This is a genomic window from Amycolatopsis sp. 195334CR, assembly GCF_017309385.1.
Taxonomy (GTDB): Bacteria; Actinomycetota; Actinomycetes; order Mycobacteriales; family Pseudonocardiaceae; genus Amycolatopsis.
Genome location: NZ_JAFJMJ010000004.1, coordinates 483,637 through 498,810, shown reverse-complemented (window position 1 = coordinate 498,810; position 15,174 = coordinate 483,637). Strand labels below are relative to the sequence as shown.

Genomic DNA, 15,174 nt, shown 5'->3' with positions numbered 1-15,174 from the left:
CTGTGCCCGAATCGAGTTCAGCCACGTCGAAGACGCTCCACAACGGACTCGAAGTGCTGGAGCTGCTGGTGTCCCAGCCCGGTGGGCTGACCCTCACCGAGATCGCCGAAGGCATCGGCGTGCACCGGACGGTGGCGCACCGCCTGGTGCGGACACTGGAAGCGCACCACCTCTGCCGCCGGGACCGGTTCAAGCGGATCACGCTGGGCGCGGGACTGGTGCGGCTGGCCGAGCCGGTCGAGCAGGACCTGCGCACGCTGGCGCGCCCGGTGCTGGAGGAACTGACCGAGACCACGCAGGCGTCGGCGCACCTGGTCGTGCGGGAGGGCCCGGACCAGGTGCGGATGCTGATGATCGTCGAACCGCGGCGGGCGCGGATGCACGTCTCGTTCCGCACGGGCCAGCTGGACCCCATCGACCGCGGTTCGGCCGGCCTGGCCCTGCTGGCCGCCGGCCCCGCGCGGGAGGGTGAACGCGCAGCCGTCACGATGGCGCGCGAGCGCGGTTATGCCGTGTCGAGCGGGGAAATAGCGCCGGGTATCACGGGCATTTCCGCCGTGGTCCCGACCGGCAGGCAGGACACCAGCATCGGCCTCTCACTTTTCGACGCCCCCGACCCGGAAGAACTGGGGAAGCTGGTCGTCACCGCCGCCCGCCACCTGGGGGACCAGCTCCACTAGTGGCGGACCCTTTTCAACTCCAGCAAGCCCGCCGGAGTGAAGTCCGGGGAACGCGCCCACGACACGATCGCCTGCTCCTCCTGCCGGATCTCCTCGACCAGCTCCGGCAGTGCGGAGGCGGCCTCGCGCGGAATTCGCAGGACGCCGTGCTGATCCCCGTGCAGCAAATCCCCTGGCGCCACGGAAAGCCCGCCCACGCGCACCGGAACCCCCACCGCGGTCAACCGCATATGCGCCCGCGCGACGCACAAACCCGCCGCGTGCACCGCGAAGCCCATGCCCCGCAACTCCGGCTCGTCCCGTACCCGGCCATTCGTGACGAACCCGGAAACGCCCAGCACGTCCAGCAGTGTGCCGTTGACCTCGCCAAGGAACGCCCCCGCCCCGGGCACCTCGTCCAGGTCCTGGACCACGACCACCACCGGACCTTCGACCGCCAGCACCGCCTGGTGCAGAAGTGCCACCGGCACCGCGTCCTCCCCCGGCTCCCGCGCCCGCATCGTGGCGGTGACGGCGGCTCCGTACAGCGCGCCGCCCGTGATCCGGGCCAGGGAACCGTCGGTGTACGCCTGGTCGAACCCGCCTCGGCGGAGGGCGTTGCTCAGCGCCGGCGTGTCGAAACCCTTCACCGCAGCGGAAGCAGGGCCAGCGGGACATGATGCTGCCCCGCGTGCATGTCCCGGTCGTGCAGTGAACCCTGCGGAACCGGCCGCGGGAACGAAATCTTCACCACGTTCAACGAAGGCACCAGGAACAACCGGACCGTCGAAGCGTCCACTCCGTACAACGAGGCAACCACCGATTCGTTCAGGAACCCGGGATCCGCGACCACCGCATACCCCGCGGCGTCACGCAGGAACAGCTCCATGGTGATCCAGAACGGCCCGGCGTTCTTGGACCGGACCTCGTGCGCGAGGTCGCCGATCGTCTCAGGCATGGTGGTCTCCGTGCTCGATGCGGAACATCGCCGTCGGCGCGGTGTCGACGACGTGGTTGAGGACGAACTCGTACGCGGCGCCCCGTTCGACCTCCGCCGGGGACGACGCGAACGCGAAGCTCGGCAGGTACGCCATTCCCCGCGTGGGCAGGTGCAGCATCAGCGGGTTCGCGACCTTCGCCACCGCCGTGGCAGTCGCCTGGTCCGGCGCGCTCACCAGCAGCATGACCCCGACCTCGCGCGGCGGCCCGCTCTCCGGTTCGAGGTCACCGAGCACGCCGCGGTGCCCGTACAAACGGATGTCGAAGGCGTACTCACCGGCCTCCAGCCCCAGCGTCTGCGACACCCGCGCAACGATCATCTCGCGGAGGAACTCCGCCCACGAGTCGATCTCCGCGAGGATTCCCGGGTCGCGGATCGCCGAGAACGACATCGTCTCGTACCCCGTCACCCGCGCCCCTTCGAGCTTCACGGTGTGCTGTTCGGCGAGCAGGAACCGCGAACCCTCGACACGGACCCGCCGGTCGTCGAGCGCGGTGTAGGTCGCGTCGCGGACGTCGATGGTGCCCGACGGCTCCCGCATCAGGTACGGGTCGACCGTCTCGTAAAGCATGTGCGCCGCAACCGAAATCGGCGTGCACGCGGCCGCGGGGTCGAGCGGTTCGATGGTGAACCCGGTCGCGTCGATGGTCGCCAGCACTCCCCCGGCGGCCGGGTTCGTGGTGCACTGCCCACCGCATTCGACGATCTTCGCGGCATGCCACACCGGTCCCGGCGGCAGACCGCGCAGCAGTGGGTACGCGGCGGCGACCGCGGTATCGGTCGCCCGGCCGCACAGCACCACCCGCGCCCCGGCCTCCAGCGCCGAAACGATGGGTTCGTGCCCCATCATGCCGACGATGTTCGTGCAGCTCTCGAACACCTCCGCGCCGATCTCCCCCAGCGGCGGCAACGGGTGAACGCGTCCCGCGTGCAGGGCCTCCTTCAGCTCCGCGGCGTTCTGCGAGCTGTAGATCCTGGCCACCGGCAGTGAAAGTCCCTCCTCCGCCTGCACGGAACGGACGATCCCGGCGATCCAGTCGACCCCCGCGTCGGTACCGCTCGTGCCGCAGGACCCGACGATCAGCGGGATGTCCGCCCCGGCCGCGGCACGCAGCAGGATCCGCAGGTCCCGGCGCACCGCCGCCTCGGTGGTCTTGGCCGTCGCGGTGCCCAGGTAGTACGGCCCGGAGTCGGTCGATCCGGCGTCGACGCTGATCACGTCGGCGCCGAGGGCGATCCCGCGGTCGACCGTGGCCTCGGTGAAGCCCGCGCCGAGCATGCCGGTCGGCGACAGCACGCGCACGGTTTGCTGCTGGGTCAAGGTGTTGTCTCCTGTTCGATGGGCGAACGCCGGATGAGGCCGATCCGGATCACGGTGACGATCGCTAGGACGGTCACGACCGCCACGTCGAGTGGCATCAGCCGCCAGCCGGTCACGTCGACCATGGCGCCGACGAGCGCCGGGCCGAGGAAGCCGCCGGTGGCCCAGCTGACGGTGTAGAAGCCCGCGTAGGTGCCGAGCACGCGGGCCGAGGGAGCGAGGTTCCACAGCACGACGGCCGCGTTGATGATGAAGCCCGACGCGCCGACGGCCCCGACCGAGAGCGCGATGACCGTCCCGATAGGACTCCGCAGCACCGTCGCGGCGAGCATGGCCACCGCGAACACCGCCATGCCCACCGCGATCACCTTCAGCCGGCCGACGCGTTCGGCGACCATGGCGACCGGATACGCGACCACGATGTAGACCAGCCCGCTGACCAGGGTCAGCCCGCCGGCGTCGCCTTTGGACAGTCCGAGCGCCTCCATCCCGTACGGCGTCATGAGCGAGCGCGACGCCGCCCACGCACCGCCGAACAGCGCGATCGCGAGCATCAGCAGCAGGCGGCTGCGGTCGGTGTCGCGCACGATGTCCCGCACGGCGTCGAGCGCCCGCGGCCGTTCGGCTTCGACCGAATCGCGGTCCTCGGCCAGTGCCTGCTGGTAACCCCGGGACCGGCTGTCCCGCACCGTGCTCGCCAGCACCACCACCGCCACCAGCATCAGCGCCGACGGGATGACGAAGGCCGCGGTCGGGTGCTCGTCCACGATCAGCAGGCTGAGCAGGGACGCCAGCACCACGGTCAGCGCGGAGGCGATCTTGACCACCGCGTTGGCGCGGCTGCGGCGTTCCGGCGAGATGAAGTCGGGCACCAGCGCCTCGGCGATGGGCTTGAACGAGTTCACCACCAGCGCGTAGGCGAACATCACCGTGATGAGCACCGGCAGTGAGGCCGCGCTGAACGGGATCAGCAGGAAGATGACCGCGGCCAGCGGCATTCCCGCCACCAGGTAGGGCATCCGCCTGCCCCACGCGGTCCGCGTGCGGTCCGAGCGGTTGCCCATCCAGGGCTGGATGAGCACGCCGATGATGTTGTCCATGCCCATCAGCAGGCCGACCACGGCGGCGCTGCCGAGGTGCGCCATCAGCAGCGGCGGCACCTGGGCGTCGTAGAAGGTCCAGGTCGATTCCTGGGCGAACACCGCGAGCGCGACCAGGAAGGTGATCCGCCGCCCGCCGGCGCGCGGCGTCATCGCCGTCGTTCCCATGCTGCAGCACAGTAGGGATGCTATAGCAAAACTGTCAACTGTTGTTTAATCGCGAGCTATGGCATCAGGTAAGCTGCGGGCGTGACCGACGAGCCGCTTGCGACGCTGCCCAGCGACACCCTCGCCGACCGCGCCTACCAGGCCATTCGTGACGCCATCGCGACCGGCGGACTCCGGGCGGGCGAGAAGGTCACCGAGCGCGGACTGGCCGAACAGCTCTCGGTCAGCCCGACGCCGGTGCGCGAGGCGATCCGGCGCCTGGAGCAGGACGGGCTGCTGGTCCGCAAGGGCCCCCGCACGGTGACCGTCTCCGAGATCGGGGACGCCGCGCTGCAGGACCTGGCCGAGGTGGAGGTCGGCCTGCGCGGGATGGTGGCCCGCTTCGCCGCCCGGCACGCCACCCCGGCCCAGCTCGACGCGCTCGACGCGATCCTGGACGAGGCCGATGACCTGCTGATCCTGATCGTCCAGCGCAAGCGGGACGGCGAACTCCCCCAGCGCCACCTCACCAAGCTGATGGACACGATGCAGCGGTTCAACGACGCGCTCGAAGCGTGCGCGGGCAATCCGGTGCTGTCGCGGCTGCTGGACCAGGCGAGGGTGTTCTCCCAGGCGGAACGCCGCGCCCGCAGGCTCGAACGGATCACCGCCGACCCCTCGTTCAGCCTGGACCGCTACTCCAGCCACCGGGCACTCGTCCGCGCGCTGCGTGCCCGCGATTCGGTGAACGCCGAGGCCATCCTCATCGCGGACGCGCGGGGCGGGCTCAGCGATCTGCTCCACGCCCCGCGCACCGCCGGTGAGTCCGTTGTGGACGGTTAGGGTTCGCGGTGGAACCCGTCCACCATGGCCTTGAGCCCCGGCGGGTTGAACTCGCGGCCCAGTTGCCGCATCACGGAGTTCTCGCTGGGCCGGTACATGCCCGAGGTGCAGTACCGCGCGCCCTCGTAGGTGCCGACCACCCCGCCGTCCGGTGACGGCTGCCCCAGCCACTGGTGCCACTTGACCTGACGTTCCGCCATCTCGCCCGCGGTGTAGGTGCTGGCGTTGGGTTCGCCGGGTTCACGCGGATCGCAGGTGCCGTAGTCGTATTCGTCGGCGAGGCCGCCGACGGAATGGCCCAGCTCGTGCACGATGATCTGGCTGGACTGCTCGTTGCCGCCCGAGGCGGTGGCCACCGTGCCGCCCGCCCCGCCGTACTTGGTGGTGTTGGCCAGCATGATCACCTGGTCGGTGTCCCGCGCCGACGAGGCGTACTGGATCGCCTTGGTCTCGTTGACGCACAACAGCCTTTCGGTGCCCCCGCACCAGAAGTAGCTGTCCAGCGCGGTGTCGCGGCGCACGCCCTGGGTCGGGTCGTTGTCCACACCGGACTCCGCGGAGACGACGTTGACCTGCCAGATGTTGAACTGCGAGCGGTGGCTGCGGAAGGGCTCCACGGTGAACAGGGCGGCCAGCCCGGAGTTGACGTGCTGGGCGTAGGTGCCCAGTTCGCCCTGGGTGTAGCCGTCCCCGACGAAGACCAGGTCGAAGTGGTTCTCGCTGGGGCCGTTGACCTCGATCGGCACCACTTCGGCCGCTGCCGAGGTGGCCACCGGCGCGCGGTCGGCGGCGGGTCTGGTCACCGGCACGCGGCCGATGGACCCGTCCGGGGCGAACACCTCCATCTCCGTGGTGAAGCCGGGCGGCTCGGCGGCCGGGGCGGGCACCGCGGTGAGCAGCAGGGCGGAAGCGAGTAGGCCGAACGCACCAGCGAATCGCATGGTCACTCCTGGGGAAGGCGGGGATACCGGCAGAATCCCTACTTTCAGCGGGTTCGCGGAAACCACAGCCGGTCATAACTTCGCGGTGATGGACATCGAGTTGCGGCACCTGCGCGTGGTCTGCGCGATCGCCGACGCCGGCAGCATCACCCGGGCCGCGGCGCTGACCGGGACCACGCAGCCCGCGCTGACCGCCACGCTGCAGCGCATCGAGCGCGCCTGGGGCGGCAGGCTGTTCGCGCGCAGCCGTGAGGGGGTCACGCTCACCGCGTTCGGCGAATCGGTGCTACCGCTGGCCCGCGGGGTGCTGGCTTCGGCGAGCGCGCTCGACCACCACGTCCGCGGCTGGCTGGCCGACGGCTCGGCCCGGCCGCTCGCGCTCGGCGGCATCGGCGGCTCGATGGTGGTCGAACTGGCCGGGCGCCTCGGTGCGCGTCCCGGTGGCGGGATGGTCTCGGTCAGCACCGAGTTCTCCCCGCGGCGGCTGCTGGACCTGCTGGTCGCGGCCCGGCTCGACGCGGCGGTGGTGGCCGACTACCCGGAGCACGAACTCCTGGCCCCGGCCGGGGTCCGGCTCCGCGAACTGGCCGTCGAACCGATCTTCGTGGCCCTTCCGGCGGCCCACCCGGCGGCCGCCGCGGACGAGGTGCGGCTGGCCGATCTCGCCGGAGACGAATGGGTGCTCGGCCCGCCGGACGGGGTCGGCTGGCCCGAGTGCTTCGAGGAGGCGTGCGAACGGGCCGGGTTCCGGCCGCGGGTGATGCACCGGATCGCCGACCCCAGCCTGCTGCGGCGGCTCGTCGCGGCCGGGCGGGCGCTGTCGCCGTGCCAGGTCACCTTTCCGGAAGGGCCGGGGATCGCGGTGCGGCCGCTCACCGGGGATCCGCTGTGGCTGCGGTACCTGGTGGCGTGGCGGGAGCGGGGTGCGTTCGGCAGGCAGGCCGAGCCGCTGATCACCGAGGCGATGGCGGCCTACCGGCACGACACCGAGCGCAGCGCGACCTACCACCGGTGGCTCGCGGCCCGCGCGAACTCGGACATGATGGGGGCGTGACGACGATCGAGATCCGCCCCGCCCGTCCCGCCGAGTACGAGGCCGTCGCCGGGTTGCGGTGGCGCTGGGTGGCCGAACAGGACGGTCCGCCCGCCACCGATCGTGACGAGTTCGTCCGCGAATTCGCCTTGTGGGCAAAGGAAAACGCGGACACCCACCGCTGCCTGGTCGTGGCGAGCGAGGGCAGGGTCGTCGGCATGGGGTTCCTCGCGATCACTCCCCGCGTGCCGACTCCGCGTGCGTTTTCGCGTACCAGCGGCGATGTGCAGTGCGTGTACGTCGAACCGGAAGCCCGCGACGGCGGCCTGGGCGGCCGGCTGATCGACGCACTCCTCCAGCTGGCCACGGAACTCGGGCTCGAGCGGGTGACCGTGCACTCCTCGGGCCGCGCCGTCGCGGCGTACGAGCGAAGCGGGTTCGCCGTGTCACCGCACCTGTTGCAGGCCCGGCCTAACCTCACCAGATAAGCGCGTTCGACCGTCCTGGTGCGGTTCCGCACCACCAGTGACGTCGTATTCGTGGACGCGTCGGCGCGGCTCCACGGCAACCCTGCCACGGACACGCTGCGACTCACCACGACAGCATGAGTACCAGATCCGTACCAGCACGGTGGCTGACTACTTTGGCACATGCCACCGCGCTCAATGTGCTCCAGACTCCGCACTCAGCACCTTCCAGCGAGAGGAATACACCGCAAACATCAACAAGTTGCCGTACAGACAAGCGCGCGGATCTGCCCATACGCTCATCCCACGACACGCCACGGTCGTGGGAGGGCTTGCATGCTCGACGCCAGACAACACCAGGGCAAGTTCGGTGAGGACTATGTCCGAGTACTGGCATCCGCTGCTGGCCTACTCGTCCTAAAAGACGATCTCGACGTGGACGGGATCGACCTCGGGTTCCGAGCAACCGGCCGATATGGCAGGGTCTACTCCCCAACCGTCGAAGCCCAGATCAAAACCTGGTCGAAGCCGTCCCGATCGGCTGGTCACCTGGACTACCGCGGGCTCGACGAATGGCAGTTCAACAAGCTCGCCGGCACGAATTTCACCGTACCCCGGTTCCTCTTCGTGATCTGCGTTCCGGGGGACTACCAGTCGTACGCCGCTTCTATGACCGACGGCGTCATGCTCCGGCACCTGGGATATTTCGTATCGCTCCGCTCCGAAACACCGATACCGAATCCGGATCGCCACCGTAGACGCCTGGTCAAAGTTCCGACGGCAAACGTGCTGACGGCTGCGGCGCTGCGCCGACTCACCGAAACCCAATCGGTTTGGTAGTGGCCACGATGGAAATAGACCTGAAAATACCCGACATTCTCACTTACCTGGCCGAAGCGGGCTGGGCGAGGGATCAGGGCGACTGGCGTGGACCTAGTGCCTGGCGGCGCCCTGGTGACTTCGAGGTGCTGGTCCCCGCTCACGACGGAATGGGCGATGGTGAGCGTAGAATACGAGATATCCTCCGATGTCTCTCCGCGGCCGAGGACCGCCCGATCGAAGAGATCGCGCTCGAGATCTCCCGGCCAAATCTGGACCGGCTGCTGATCCGTACCTTCCCGGCGAGCCATGATGCCGGCTACACCTCACTGGTCTCCGGGGTACAGGCGGTGGCGGGAGTTCGAAGCCTGCTCCGGGCAGCCACACGGGCCGCCCTGCAGGGCCCCCACTACGCCTTCTCCGGCCGAGCACCAAAAGCGGTGGGCGACGTGTTGCGTGCCGCTGAACTGGGGCCAGCTCGTCCTGGTAGCTACGTAATTGAGGTCCGGCTGGCCACGGATGTGGCGACTCGTTCACAACGCGAGGACGAGGTGGCCGGGCGGACAGTGATCGTCCACCTGCTCGAAGCAGTCAGCGCTACCCACACCGCCGTGCTTGCCGACTCCGTCGAGGCCTTCGACGAACTCGTCACCACGGGCGTCTCCGCAAACCTGTGCGACGCTCTCAGCAGTTTCTCCGCGCGCGGCCGGAACGAACCTTTCGAGCTCACCTTCCGCTGGGCACGCGCACAGCCACGCGAGAAATCGTCGGACGTGCTCACCTTCCCACCTTCCTCGGAATCACTGCTCCTCTCGGCGGCCACCCGATTGCGCCGCCTTAACGCGTCCGGATCAGCAACCGTGACCGGCCTCATCTCCGGGCTGGAGGATGACTCGACAAACGGCGACCGATGGCGAATCAAGATACGCGGTGACCTGCGCACCGAACGCACTGAGGAGGCACGGTGGACGACGGTTTGGGTCCGGCTGGCCGACCAAGCCACCTACGACCGAGCCATCGCCGCCCACCGCGAACAACGCCGCGTGATCGTTTCCGGCGAACTGACCAGTGAAACCGGGCGCGTCGAACTTGTACCCGGACCGCAACCCGAGATCTGAGCCGACCTGATTCAGGAGGAACACCGTGGAGACCCAATTGACCGTGCGGGACCAGGTGTCGTTGTTCGCTCTGATGCTGGTCGCACGGCCCATCACGAACCGTGAACTCCTCGATCTCGCCGGTCTGAAGATCACCGCCGAGGTCCGTAGAAGAGCGAATCGGGACGTAGAGCTGATCAGTACTACGAAGCGCGGCAGCACCTACACGCACAAGCTCACTGCCGAGGGGCGGAACTGGTGCGAGTCCGCGCTTGTGGCGGGACGGCCGGACGAGGCCAAGTTCCCCGCTGGAGCGCTTTACGCGGTACTGGACAGCATAGGCCAGTACCTGGTGCGCGCTGACCTGAAGTTCGACGAGTTCTTTCAAGCCGACCTCGAGAACTGGATACGCGCGATCTACGCGGAGCTGACCGTCCGGCGCACGCCAGGCAGCTGGGTCAAGCTGTCCGCGCTGCGTCCGTGGCTAGAACACGTCCCTCGCGATGTAGTCGACGCTGAATTGGACCGCATGATCGAGCAGCCAGATGTACATTTGATGGCCAATCTCAATCGGTTTCGCCTGGAGGATGAAGACCGGCAGGCCGCCGTCGAAATCGGTGGCGAAATGCGTCACGTGCTGATGATTGGCGCATCGTGAACAGGAGCCTGGAGGCGCTGGAGCGAATTTACGTCAGCACCGCACCGACACCGGACGAGGTGTGGGCTTCGCAGAGGTCCTATCACGTAGCGAGCCTCCACCCCGAAGTGTCACGCAGGTTGGCCGCCTCGATGGACGCGATCAGCGTCGATCACGCCCCGATTACAGCAGTGATACGAGGTGAGACCGGATCAGGTAAAACACATCTCCTCGGGTGGACGCGTCAGGAGATCCAGGCCCGTGGCGGGTTCTTCTTCTACATGAAGCTCGTGACTGGCCGCGACTTCTGGGAGAGCGCAACCAGCAGCCTGGTCGACAGCCTGTACCGCAAGGACGACGGCGGTCACGAGCAACTCCTGCTCCTGTTGGACAGTCTTGCCCGGAAAGCCGGGCTCGATGACGCGACCCGTGCCACAATCCTCGGCGAACGGGAGTTGACCCGCACTCACCTGGACTCATTCATCGGCGGCATCAGGCGCTTGGATCGGCAGGTGGGGAACGAGGCTGCCTACACAGCCCGCGCGTTGGTGCTCATCGCGTCCTCGGGGGCGGCTGCGGAGGCAGGCACATCGTACCTTGCCTTGAACGACGCCGAGGTCGAGCAACGTACCGCCTGGGGCCTGCCGTCGAAGGCCCCGACAGCACAGTTCGTCCTCCGGGACCTCACCCGACTGTTCGCCCTCGTCGGGCCGCTGGTGTTCGCGTTCGATCAACTCGACCCGCTGGTGAGCGCTTCGAGGACGTCAATGGCATCGGTCCCGTCTGCCGAGAGCCGGACCGCCAGGCGTCTGAGTAGCGATCTGGCAACCGGCCTGATGGGATTACGGGAGGAATGCCGCCGCACGCTCATGGTCGTCGCGTGCCAGCCGGATACCTGGAAGAACATCTCCGAAGTGGCTCTGAAGTCTGCGCTGGATCGCTTCGATCTCTTGCCCGCGCTCGGGACGATTCCCGACGAGGCTACCGCCGCCGCCATCGTCGAGAGTCGTTTCCGCCCCGGTTACCGGTCGATTGGGTTTCCTCCGCCAAGCCCGACGTGGCCTGTCAGTCCCACCGCGCTGGCCGAAGCACCGCATCGCTACACGGTACGGCGACTGCTAGTACGCGTCACCGAGCACATCAAGGACTGCCTTGCTACCAGGACGGTGGTCGAGCTTCGCTCGCTGAAAGCCAATTCGGACGTGGTGGTTGAAGCTCCTTCAGACAGCGGTGAGGCGAAGGCGCTGACCCAGCGGTTCGAAGAGCTGCGACAGGATGCTGACCTCGCCGCACCTTTCGACAAGCTGACCGAGGACCGCCTCATGCCTGATCTGATCTGCGCCGGTCTCGAAACCCTGATCAAGGAACTTGGCGAAGATGAGTCCCGTTTCCAGATCGAGAGAGGGTCCGGCCGGATTCCGCCGCTGCATGCCCGTCTACGCTACATCCGGGACGAAACAACCGAGAACGACGTCTCCTGGGCTTTCCGCGCGATCGCCACCGACAGCCCGACTGCCTCACAAACTCGCATGCGGAAGGCGATGAACGACGCCGAACTGAGCGCCGGCCTTCCCAGCCGTCGCCTGTATCTGCTGCGGAACACCCCCTATCCGGGCGGCCCCAAAGCCGACGAGGTCAAGAATGACTTCTTGGCGCGAGGGGGATTGTCCGTGCCGATCGGCGCGGACGACCTTCGGACGTTCACCGCTCTTCGAACGATGTTGGCCAGCAACCCGCCTGGTCTCGACACTTGGCTACGCCGGACACGTCCCGCCTCCCAAGCCGAGGTTTTCACCGCGGTGTTGGGCGAGTTGAGGCAGTACCTAGGTCCAGAATCCCCTGGCGGTACAGCCGAGACCAATACACCGGCCACATCCGAAATCACCGTCGGCACGACCAAGCGCGGACGCCCCTTCACCGTCCCCACTCGCGAGCTCCGGATGCACACGGCGGTGATCGGAGCGGCCGGCTCTGGGAAAACCGTCTTGATCAAGCGGCTTATCGAGCAATGTGCACTGCGAGGAGTCTCTTCGATCGTCCTGGACCCCAATGACGATCTCGGCCGACTCGGTGACCCGTGGCCGACCCCACCCGAGGGGTGGACTACAGAGAGCGACGCGGAGGCGAAGCGGTATTTCTCCAGCACCGAAGTCGTGGTTTGGACGCCAGGGCTGAACCGCGGCCGTACATTGTCTTTTCACCCCCTCCCCGACTTCGGGCCGGTGCTCGACGACATCGATGATTTCACCCGCCTGCTCACCTCCACCGTGAACACGATCGCTCCCCAAGCAGGCGTCCGTGGCAGGAGCGGGCGGGCGACGCAGCAAATGGGTGTGCTCAAGCGCGTGCTCAACCACTACGTGCGCGACGGAGGACGGTCCCTGGGCGACTTCGTCGAGCTGCTCGGTGAACCGCCGAGCGGCACTGTCAACAGTAGGACCAGCCGCTTGGCCCTTGAGATGGCGGACACGCTCGAGGCCGCGATGGAGACGGACCCCTTGTTCGGCGAATCCGGCACGTCCGCTGATCCCGGTGTGCTCCTGACGCCTTCTGCGGGAAGGTCCTCACGGGTTTCGATCATCAGCTTCGTCGGTCTCTCGGGTGACGCGCCAGGCCAGTTCGTGAGCCGCCTCCAAGCCGCGTTATTCTCCTGGTTCAGAGCCAACCCCGCAGTCGACCGTCCGCTGGGCGGGCTGTTGGTCATGGACGAGGCACAGAACTTCGTACCGACCGGGCGGACGAACCCGAGTACCGAAAGCACTGTGGAACTCATTCGTCAAATACGAAAATACGGGCTCGGCATCATCCTCGCTTCTCAGGCGCCCAAGGGAATTAATCACCAAGCCATGGGAAACACTGCAAACCAGTTCCTTGGCCGTTTGACCGTGCAGGTTCAACTCGAGACGGCCAAGAGGATGGCGCAATCCCGCCACTCGACAGTCGACGACCTCGCCAGCCTTAAGCGCGGGACGTTCTACGCCGCACGTGAGGGCTCCGGGTTCAGCAAGATCGATGTTCCGATCTGCCTCAGCCACCACACCGGGCCGCTGCGTGAGGAAGAAGTCGTCGAACGCGCCCGTCGCGAATTGTCAGCCCTGTGAAGCTCAAGCGGACAGCAACGCTGGGCGGCGGAGGTGACCGGGCGGAAAGGAGCGCCTCCGGGCGGTGACGACGATGGTGGCCAGTGTACCGACCGCCTGCCACGCCACCACTTCCGCGATGCCCGGCAGCCCCCGGGCCACCGGTCACCGTGGCACGCCGGGCGAGCACGGCACTGTGCGTCGGCAGGTACTCGGCAACGGCGTACAGCGGGCCGGGTGGGGTGGCCACGCCCAGCTCCAGAACGACGTGGGAGGCGAGCAGCGCCACGGCCAGGAACCCCACGGCACCGACGAAACCTGGCTTCAGTCTGTCGCCCGCGCAGCGCGGTCGTCACGATCACCGCGCTGCGCGGGCGATGCTGGAGCGCACCCTGATCGACGAGTCCCCAGAGGCGGGCGGGCAGTACCTGACCGAGGTGCTCCCCGGCTCGTGGGCGCGCCCATCGAGCCCGCAACGAGCGAACTGTGATGGCGGAGTGATCACCGAAGCAGCTGCGCCTTGATGTCGGGCTTGAGCACCTTGCCGACCTTCGAGCGCGGCAGGTCCGCCCAGAAGACCACCTTCTTCGGCGCCTTCACGCTGCCCAGCCGTTCCTTCACCAGTGCCTTCAACTCGGCTGCCTCCACCGCGAGGTTCGGTTGGAGTTGCACCACGGCGGTGACCTGCTCCCCCCACTTCTCGTGCGGCAGGCCGATCACCGCGCAGTCCCGCACCGCCGGGTGCGTCATCAGCGCCTGTTCGACCTCCGCCGAGTACACGTTGAAGCCGCCGGTGATGATCATGTCCTTGATCCGGTCGACGATGTGCAGCAGGTTCTCCGCGTCGAGGAAGCCCAGGTCACCGGTGTGGTGCCAGCCGTGCGCGCGGACCGCGGCGGTGGCCTCGGGATCCTTGTAGTACCCCGGCGTCACCAGCGGCCCGCGCACCACGATCTCCCCGCGTTCCCCCGGCGCCAGCAGGTTTCCCGCCTCGCCCATGATCGCCACCTGGGTCAGCGGGGTGGGCCTGCCCGCCGAGGTGAACCGTTCGCGCGCCAGCGTGCCGTCGGCGTGGAAGTGCTCGGCCGGCGCCAGCGTGGAGATCATCATGGGCGCCTCGCTCTGCCCGAACAGCTGCCCGAGCACCGGCCCGATCCGCTCGATGGCCTGTTCCAGCTTGGCCGCCGACATCGGCGCCGCGCCGTACCACAGGCACCGCAGCGCTGACAGGTCCACTGTGGACAGCTTCGGATCGTCCAGCAGCAGGTAGATCAGCGTCGGCGGCAGGAAGGCGTGGGTGATCCGGTGGCGCTCGGCCAGCACCAGGAACTCGGTCAGGTCCGGCCGCGGCATCACCACGATCTCCCCGCCCAGCGCCATGATCGGGAAGCACAGCACCCCGGCCGCGTGCGTGAGCGGCGCCAGCGCGAGGTACCGCGGCCGCGGCCCGAACGGGTAGCTCATCAGCGTCAGCGCCGACATCGTCTCGATGTTGTGCCCGGTGAGCACCACGCCCTTCGGCCGGCCCGTGGTGCCACCGGTCCCGACCAGCATCACCATGTCGTCCGGCGGATCCGCTTGCCAGGACGCCGTTTCCACCCCGAGCCAGTCGTCGAACCCCAGCGCGCCGGGGATCTCGCCGTCGAGGCAGACCACCGTGGTCAGCTTCGGCAACTCGGGGCGGATCCGTTCGACCAGCGGCCCGAACGACGCCTGCACGAGCAGGCAGGAGCAGTCGAACAGGTCCAGCAGTTCGGCGTTCTCGGCCGCTTCGTTGCGCGGGTTGACCGGGCACCACACCGCGCCCGCCCGGCTGATGCCGAACACGCAGGCGAAGGACACGGAGTGGTTCCCGGACAGGATCGCCACCTTGTCCCCCGGGCGCACGCCCGAGCGCGCCAGCGCCCGCGCCACCCGCCACGACAGCTCCCGCACCTCGCCGTAGCCCAGCGACTCCCCGCCCATGGTCAGGCAGGGCGCCGCCGGGTCCAGCGAGGCTCCCTTGTCGAGGTAGTCGACCAGGCGCACCG

14 protein-coding genes are annotated in these 15,174 nt (G+C 68.1%); 8 read left to right on the top strand and 6 right to left on the bottom strand.

What is annotated here, in order from left to right; genetic code table 11:
* Positions 1 to 2: 2 nt before the first annotated feature.
* Entirely contained in the window at positions 3 to 680 is a 678-nt protein-coding gene (locus JYK18_RS46085; protein WP_206810676.1) for an IclR family transcriptional regulator, read from the top strand.
* Here JYK18_RS46085 and JYK18_RS46080 read toward each other — a convergent pair.
* Genes JYK18_RS46080 through JYK18_RS46065 form a run of 4 tightly spaced genes read right to left on the bottom strand, consistent with a single transcriptional unit; the run spans position 677 to position 4,248 of the window.
* Entirely contained in the window at positions 677 to 1,309 is a 633-nt protein-coding gene (locus tag JYK18_RS46080) for an RraA family protein (RefSeq protein ID WP_206810675.1), read from the bottom strand. The two genes, JYK18_RS46085 and JYK18_RS46080, sit on opposite strands and share 4 nt — an antisense overlap.
* Positions 1,306 to 1,617, bottom strand: coding sequence for a DUF4387 domain-containing protein (locus tag JYK18_RS46075; RefSeq protein WP_206810674.1), 312 nt, complete (start codon positions 1,615 to 1,617; stop codon positions 1,306 to 1,308). Before JYK18_RS46075 ends, JYK18_RS46080 begins: the two co-directional genes overlap by 4 nt.
* Positions 1,610 to 2,938 (bottom strand): acyclic terpene utilization AtuA family protein, encoded by a 1,329-nt coding sequence (locus tag JYK18_RS46070; RefSeq protein ID WP_206810845.1) that lies wholly within the window; start codon positions 2,936 to 2,938, stop codon positions 1,610 to 1,612. Before JYK18_RS46070 ends, JYK18_RS46075 begins: the two co-directional genes overlap by 8 nt.
* A 38-nt stretch (positions 2,939 to 2,976) precedes the next feature.
* Positions 2,977 to 4,248, bottom strand: coding sequence for an MFS transporter (locus tag JYK18_RS46065; protein WP_206810673.1), 1,272 nt, complete (start codon positions 4,246 to 4,248; stop codon positions 2,977 to 2,979).
* 81 nt (positions 4,249 to 4,329) lie between these two features.
* On the opposite strand from JYK18_RS46065, the gene JYK18_RS46060 reads away from it, so the two are divergent.
* On the top strand, positions 4,330 to 5,070 hold the full coding sequence (locus JYK18_RS46060) for a GntR family transcriptional regulator (RefSeq protein WP_206810670.1): 741 nt from the start codon (positions 4,330 to 4,332) through the stop codon (positions 5,068 to 5,070).
* Here JYK18_RS46060 and JYK18_RS46055 read toward each other — a convergent pair.
* The gene (locus tag JYK18_RS46055; RefSeq protein ID WP_206810668.1) at positions 5,067 to 6,011 is read right to left on the bottom strand and encodes a M64 family metallopeptidase; all 945 of its coding nucleotides are present in this window, start codon (positions 6,009 to 6,011) and stop codon (positions 5,067 to 5,069) included. The two genes, JYK18_RS46060 and JYK18_RS46055, sit on opposite strands and share 4 nt — an antisense overlap.
* A gap of 88 nt (positions 6,012 to 6,099) precedes the next feature.
* Here JYK18_RS46055 and JYK18_RS46050 point away from each other — a divergent pair, with 88 nt between their 5' ends.
* From JYK18_RS46050 to JYK18_RS46025, 6 genes are all read left to right on the top strand, one after another.
* Positions 6,100 to 7,065 carry a LysR family transcriptional regulator gene (locus JYK18_RS46050; RefSeq protein WP_206810666.1) on the top strand — a complete coding sequence of 322 codons (966 nt, stop codon included), beginning with the start codon at positions 6,100 to 6,102 and terminating at the stop codon, positions 7,063 to 7,065.
* Complete coding sequence (locus JYK18_RS46045; RefSeq protein ID WP_206810665.1) at positions 7,062 to 7,532, top strand: GNAT family N-acetyltransferase; 471 nt, start codon at positions 7,062 to 7,064, stop codon at positions 7,530 to 7,532. Before JYK18_RS46050 ends, JYK18_RS46045 begins: the two co-directional genes overlap by 4 nt.
* Before the next feature lie 315 nt (positions 7,533 to 7,847).
* The gene (locus tag JYK18_RS46040) at positions 7,848 to 8,351 is read left to right on the top strand and encodes a DUF4365 domain-containing protein (RefSeq protein WP_206810664.1); all 504 of its coding nucleotides are present in this window, start codon (positions 7,848 to 7,850) and stop codon (positions 8,349 to 8,351) included.
* Entirely contained in the window at positions 8,351 to 9,448 is a 1,098-nt protein-coding gene (locus JYK18_RS46035) for a hypothetical protein (protein WP_206810663.1), read from the top strand. Before JYK18_RS46040 ends, JYK18_RS46035 begins: the two co-directional genes overlap by 1 nt.
* Before the next feature lie 25 nt (positions 9,449 to 9,473).
* Positions 9,474 to 10,085: a hypothetical protein gene (locus JYK18_RS46030; RefSeq protein ID WP_206810662.1), complete on the top strand. Its 612-nt coding sequence runs from the start codon at positions 9,474 to 9,476 to the stop codon at positions 10,083 to 10,085.
* Positions 10,086 to 10,216: 131 nt separating this feature from the next.
* Complete coding sequence (locus tag JYK18_RS46025) at positions 10,217 to 13,165, top strand: ATP-binding protein (protein ID WP_206810661.1); 2,949 nt, start codon at positions 10,217 to 10,219, stop codon at positions 13,163 to 13,165.
* 480 nt (positions 13,166 to 13,645) lie between these two features.
* Here the strand turns inward: JYK18_RS46025 and JYK18_RS46020 are convergent, their stop codons facing one another.
* Positions 13,646 to 15,172, bottom strand: coding sequence for an AMP-binding protein (locus tag JYK18_RS46020; protein WP_206810659.1), 1,527 nt, complete (start codon positions 15,170 to 15,172; stop codon positions 13,646 to 13,648).
* Positions 15,173 to 15,174: the final 2 nt, after the last annotated feature.

What these genes read in the sequence shown, in the direction of transcription:
- JYK18_RS46055 (WP_206810668.1), bottom strand. Translation starts at nt 6,011, where the DNA reads ATGCGATTCGCTGGTGCGTTCGGCCTACTCGCTTCCGCCCTGCTGCTC.
- JYK18_RS46070 (WP_206810845.1), bottom strand. Translation starts at nt 2,938, where the DNA reads ATGCTCGGCGCGGGCTTCACCGAGGCCACGGTCGACCGCGGGATCGCC.
- JYK18_RS46050 (WP_206810666.1), top strand. Translation starts at nt 6,100, where the DNA reads ATGGACATCGAGTTGCGGCACCTGCGCGTGGTCTGCGCGATCGCCGAC.
- JYK18_RS46075 (WP_206810674.1), bottom strand. Translation starts at nt 1,617, where the DNA reads ATGCCTGAGACGATCGGCGACCTCGCGCACGAGGTCCGGTCCAAGAAC.
- JYK18_RS46040 (WP_206810664.1), top strand. Translation starts at nt 7,848, where the DNA reads ATGCTCGACGCCAGACAACACCAGGGCAAGTTCGGTGAGGACTATGTC.
- JYK18_RS46065 (WP_206810673.1), bottom strand. Translation starts at nt 4,248, where the DNA reads ATGGGAACGACGGCGATGACGCCGCGCGCCGGCGGGCGGCGGATCACC.
- JYK18_RS46025 (WP_206810661.1), top strand. Translation starts at nt 10,217, where the DNA reads ATGGACGCGATCAGCGTCGATCACGCCCCGATTACAGCAGTGATACGA.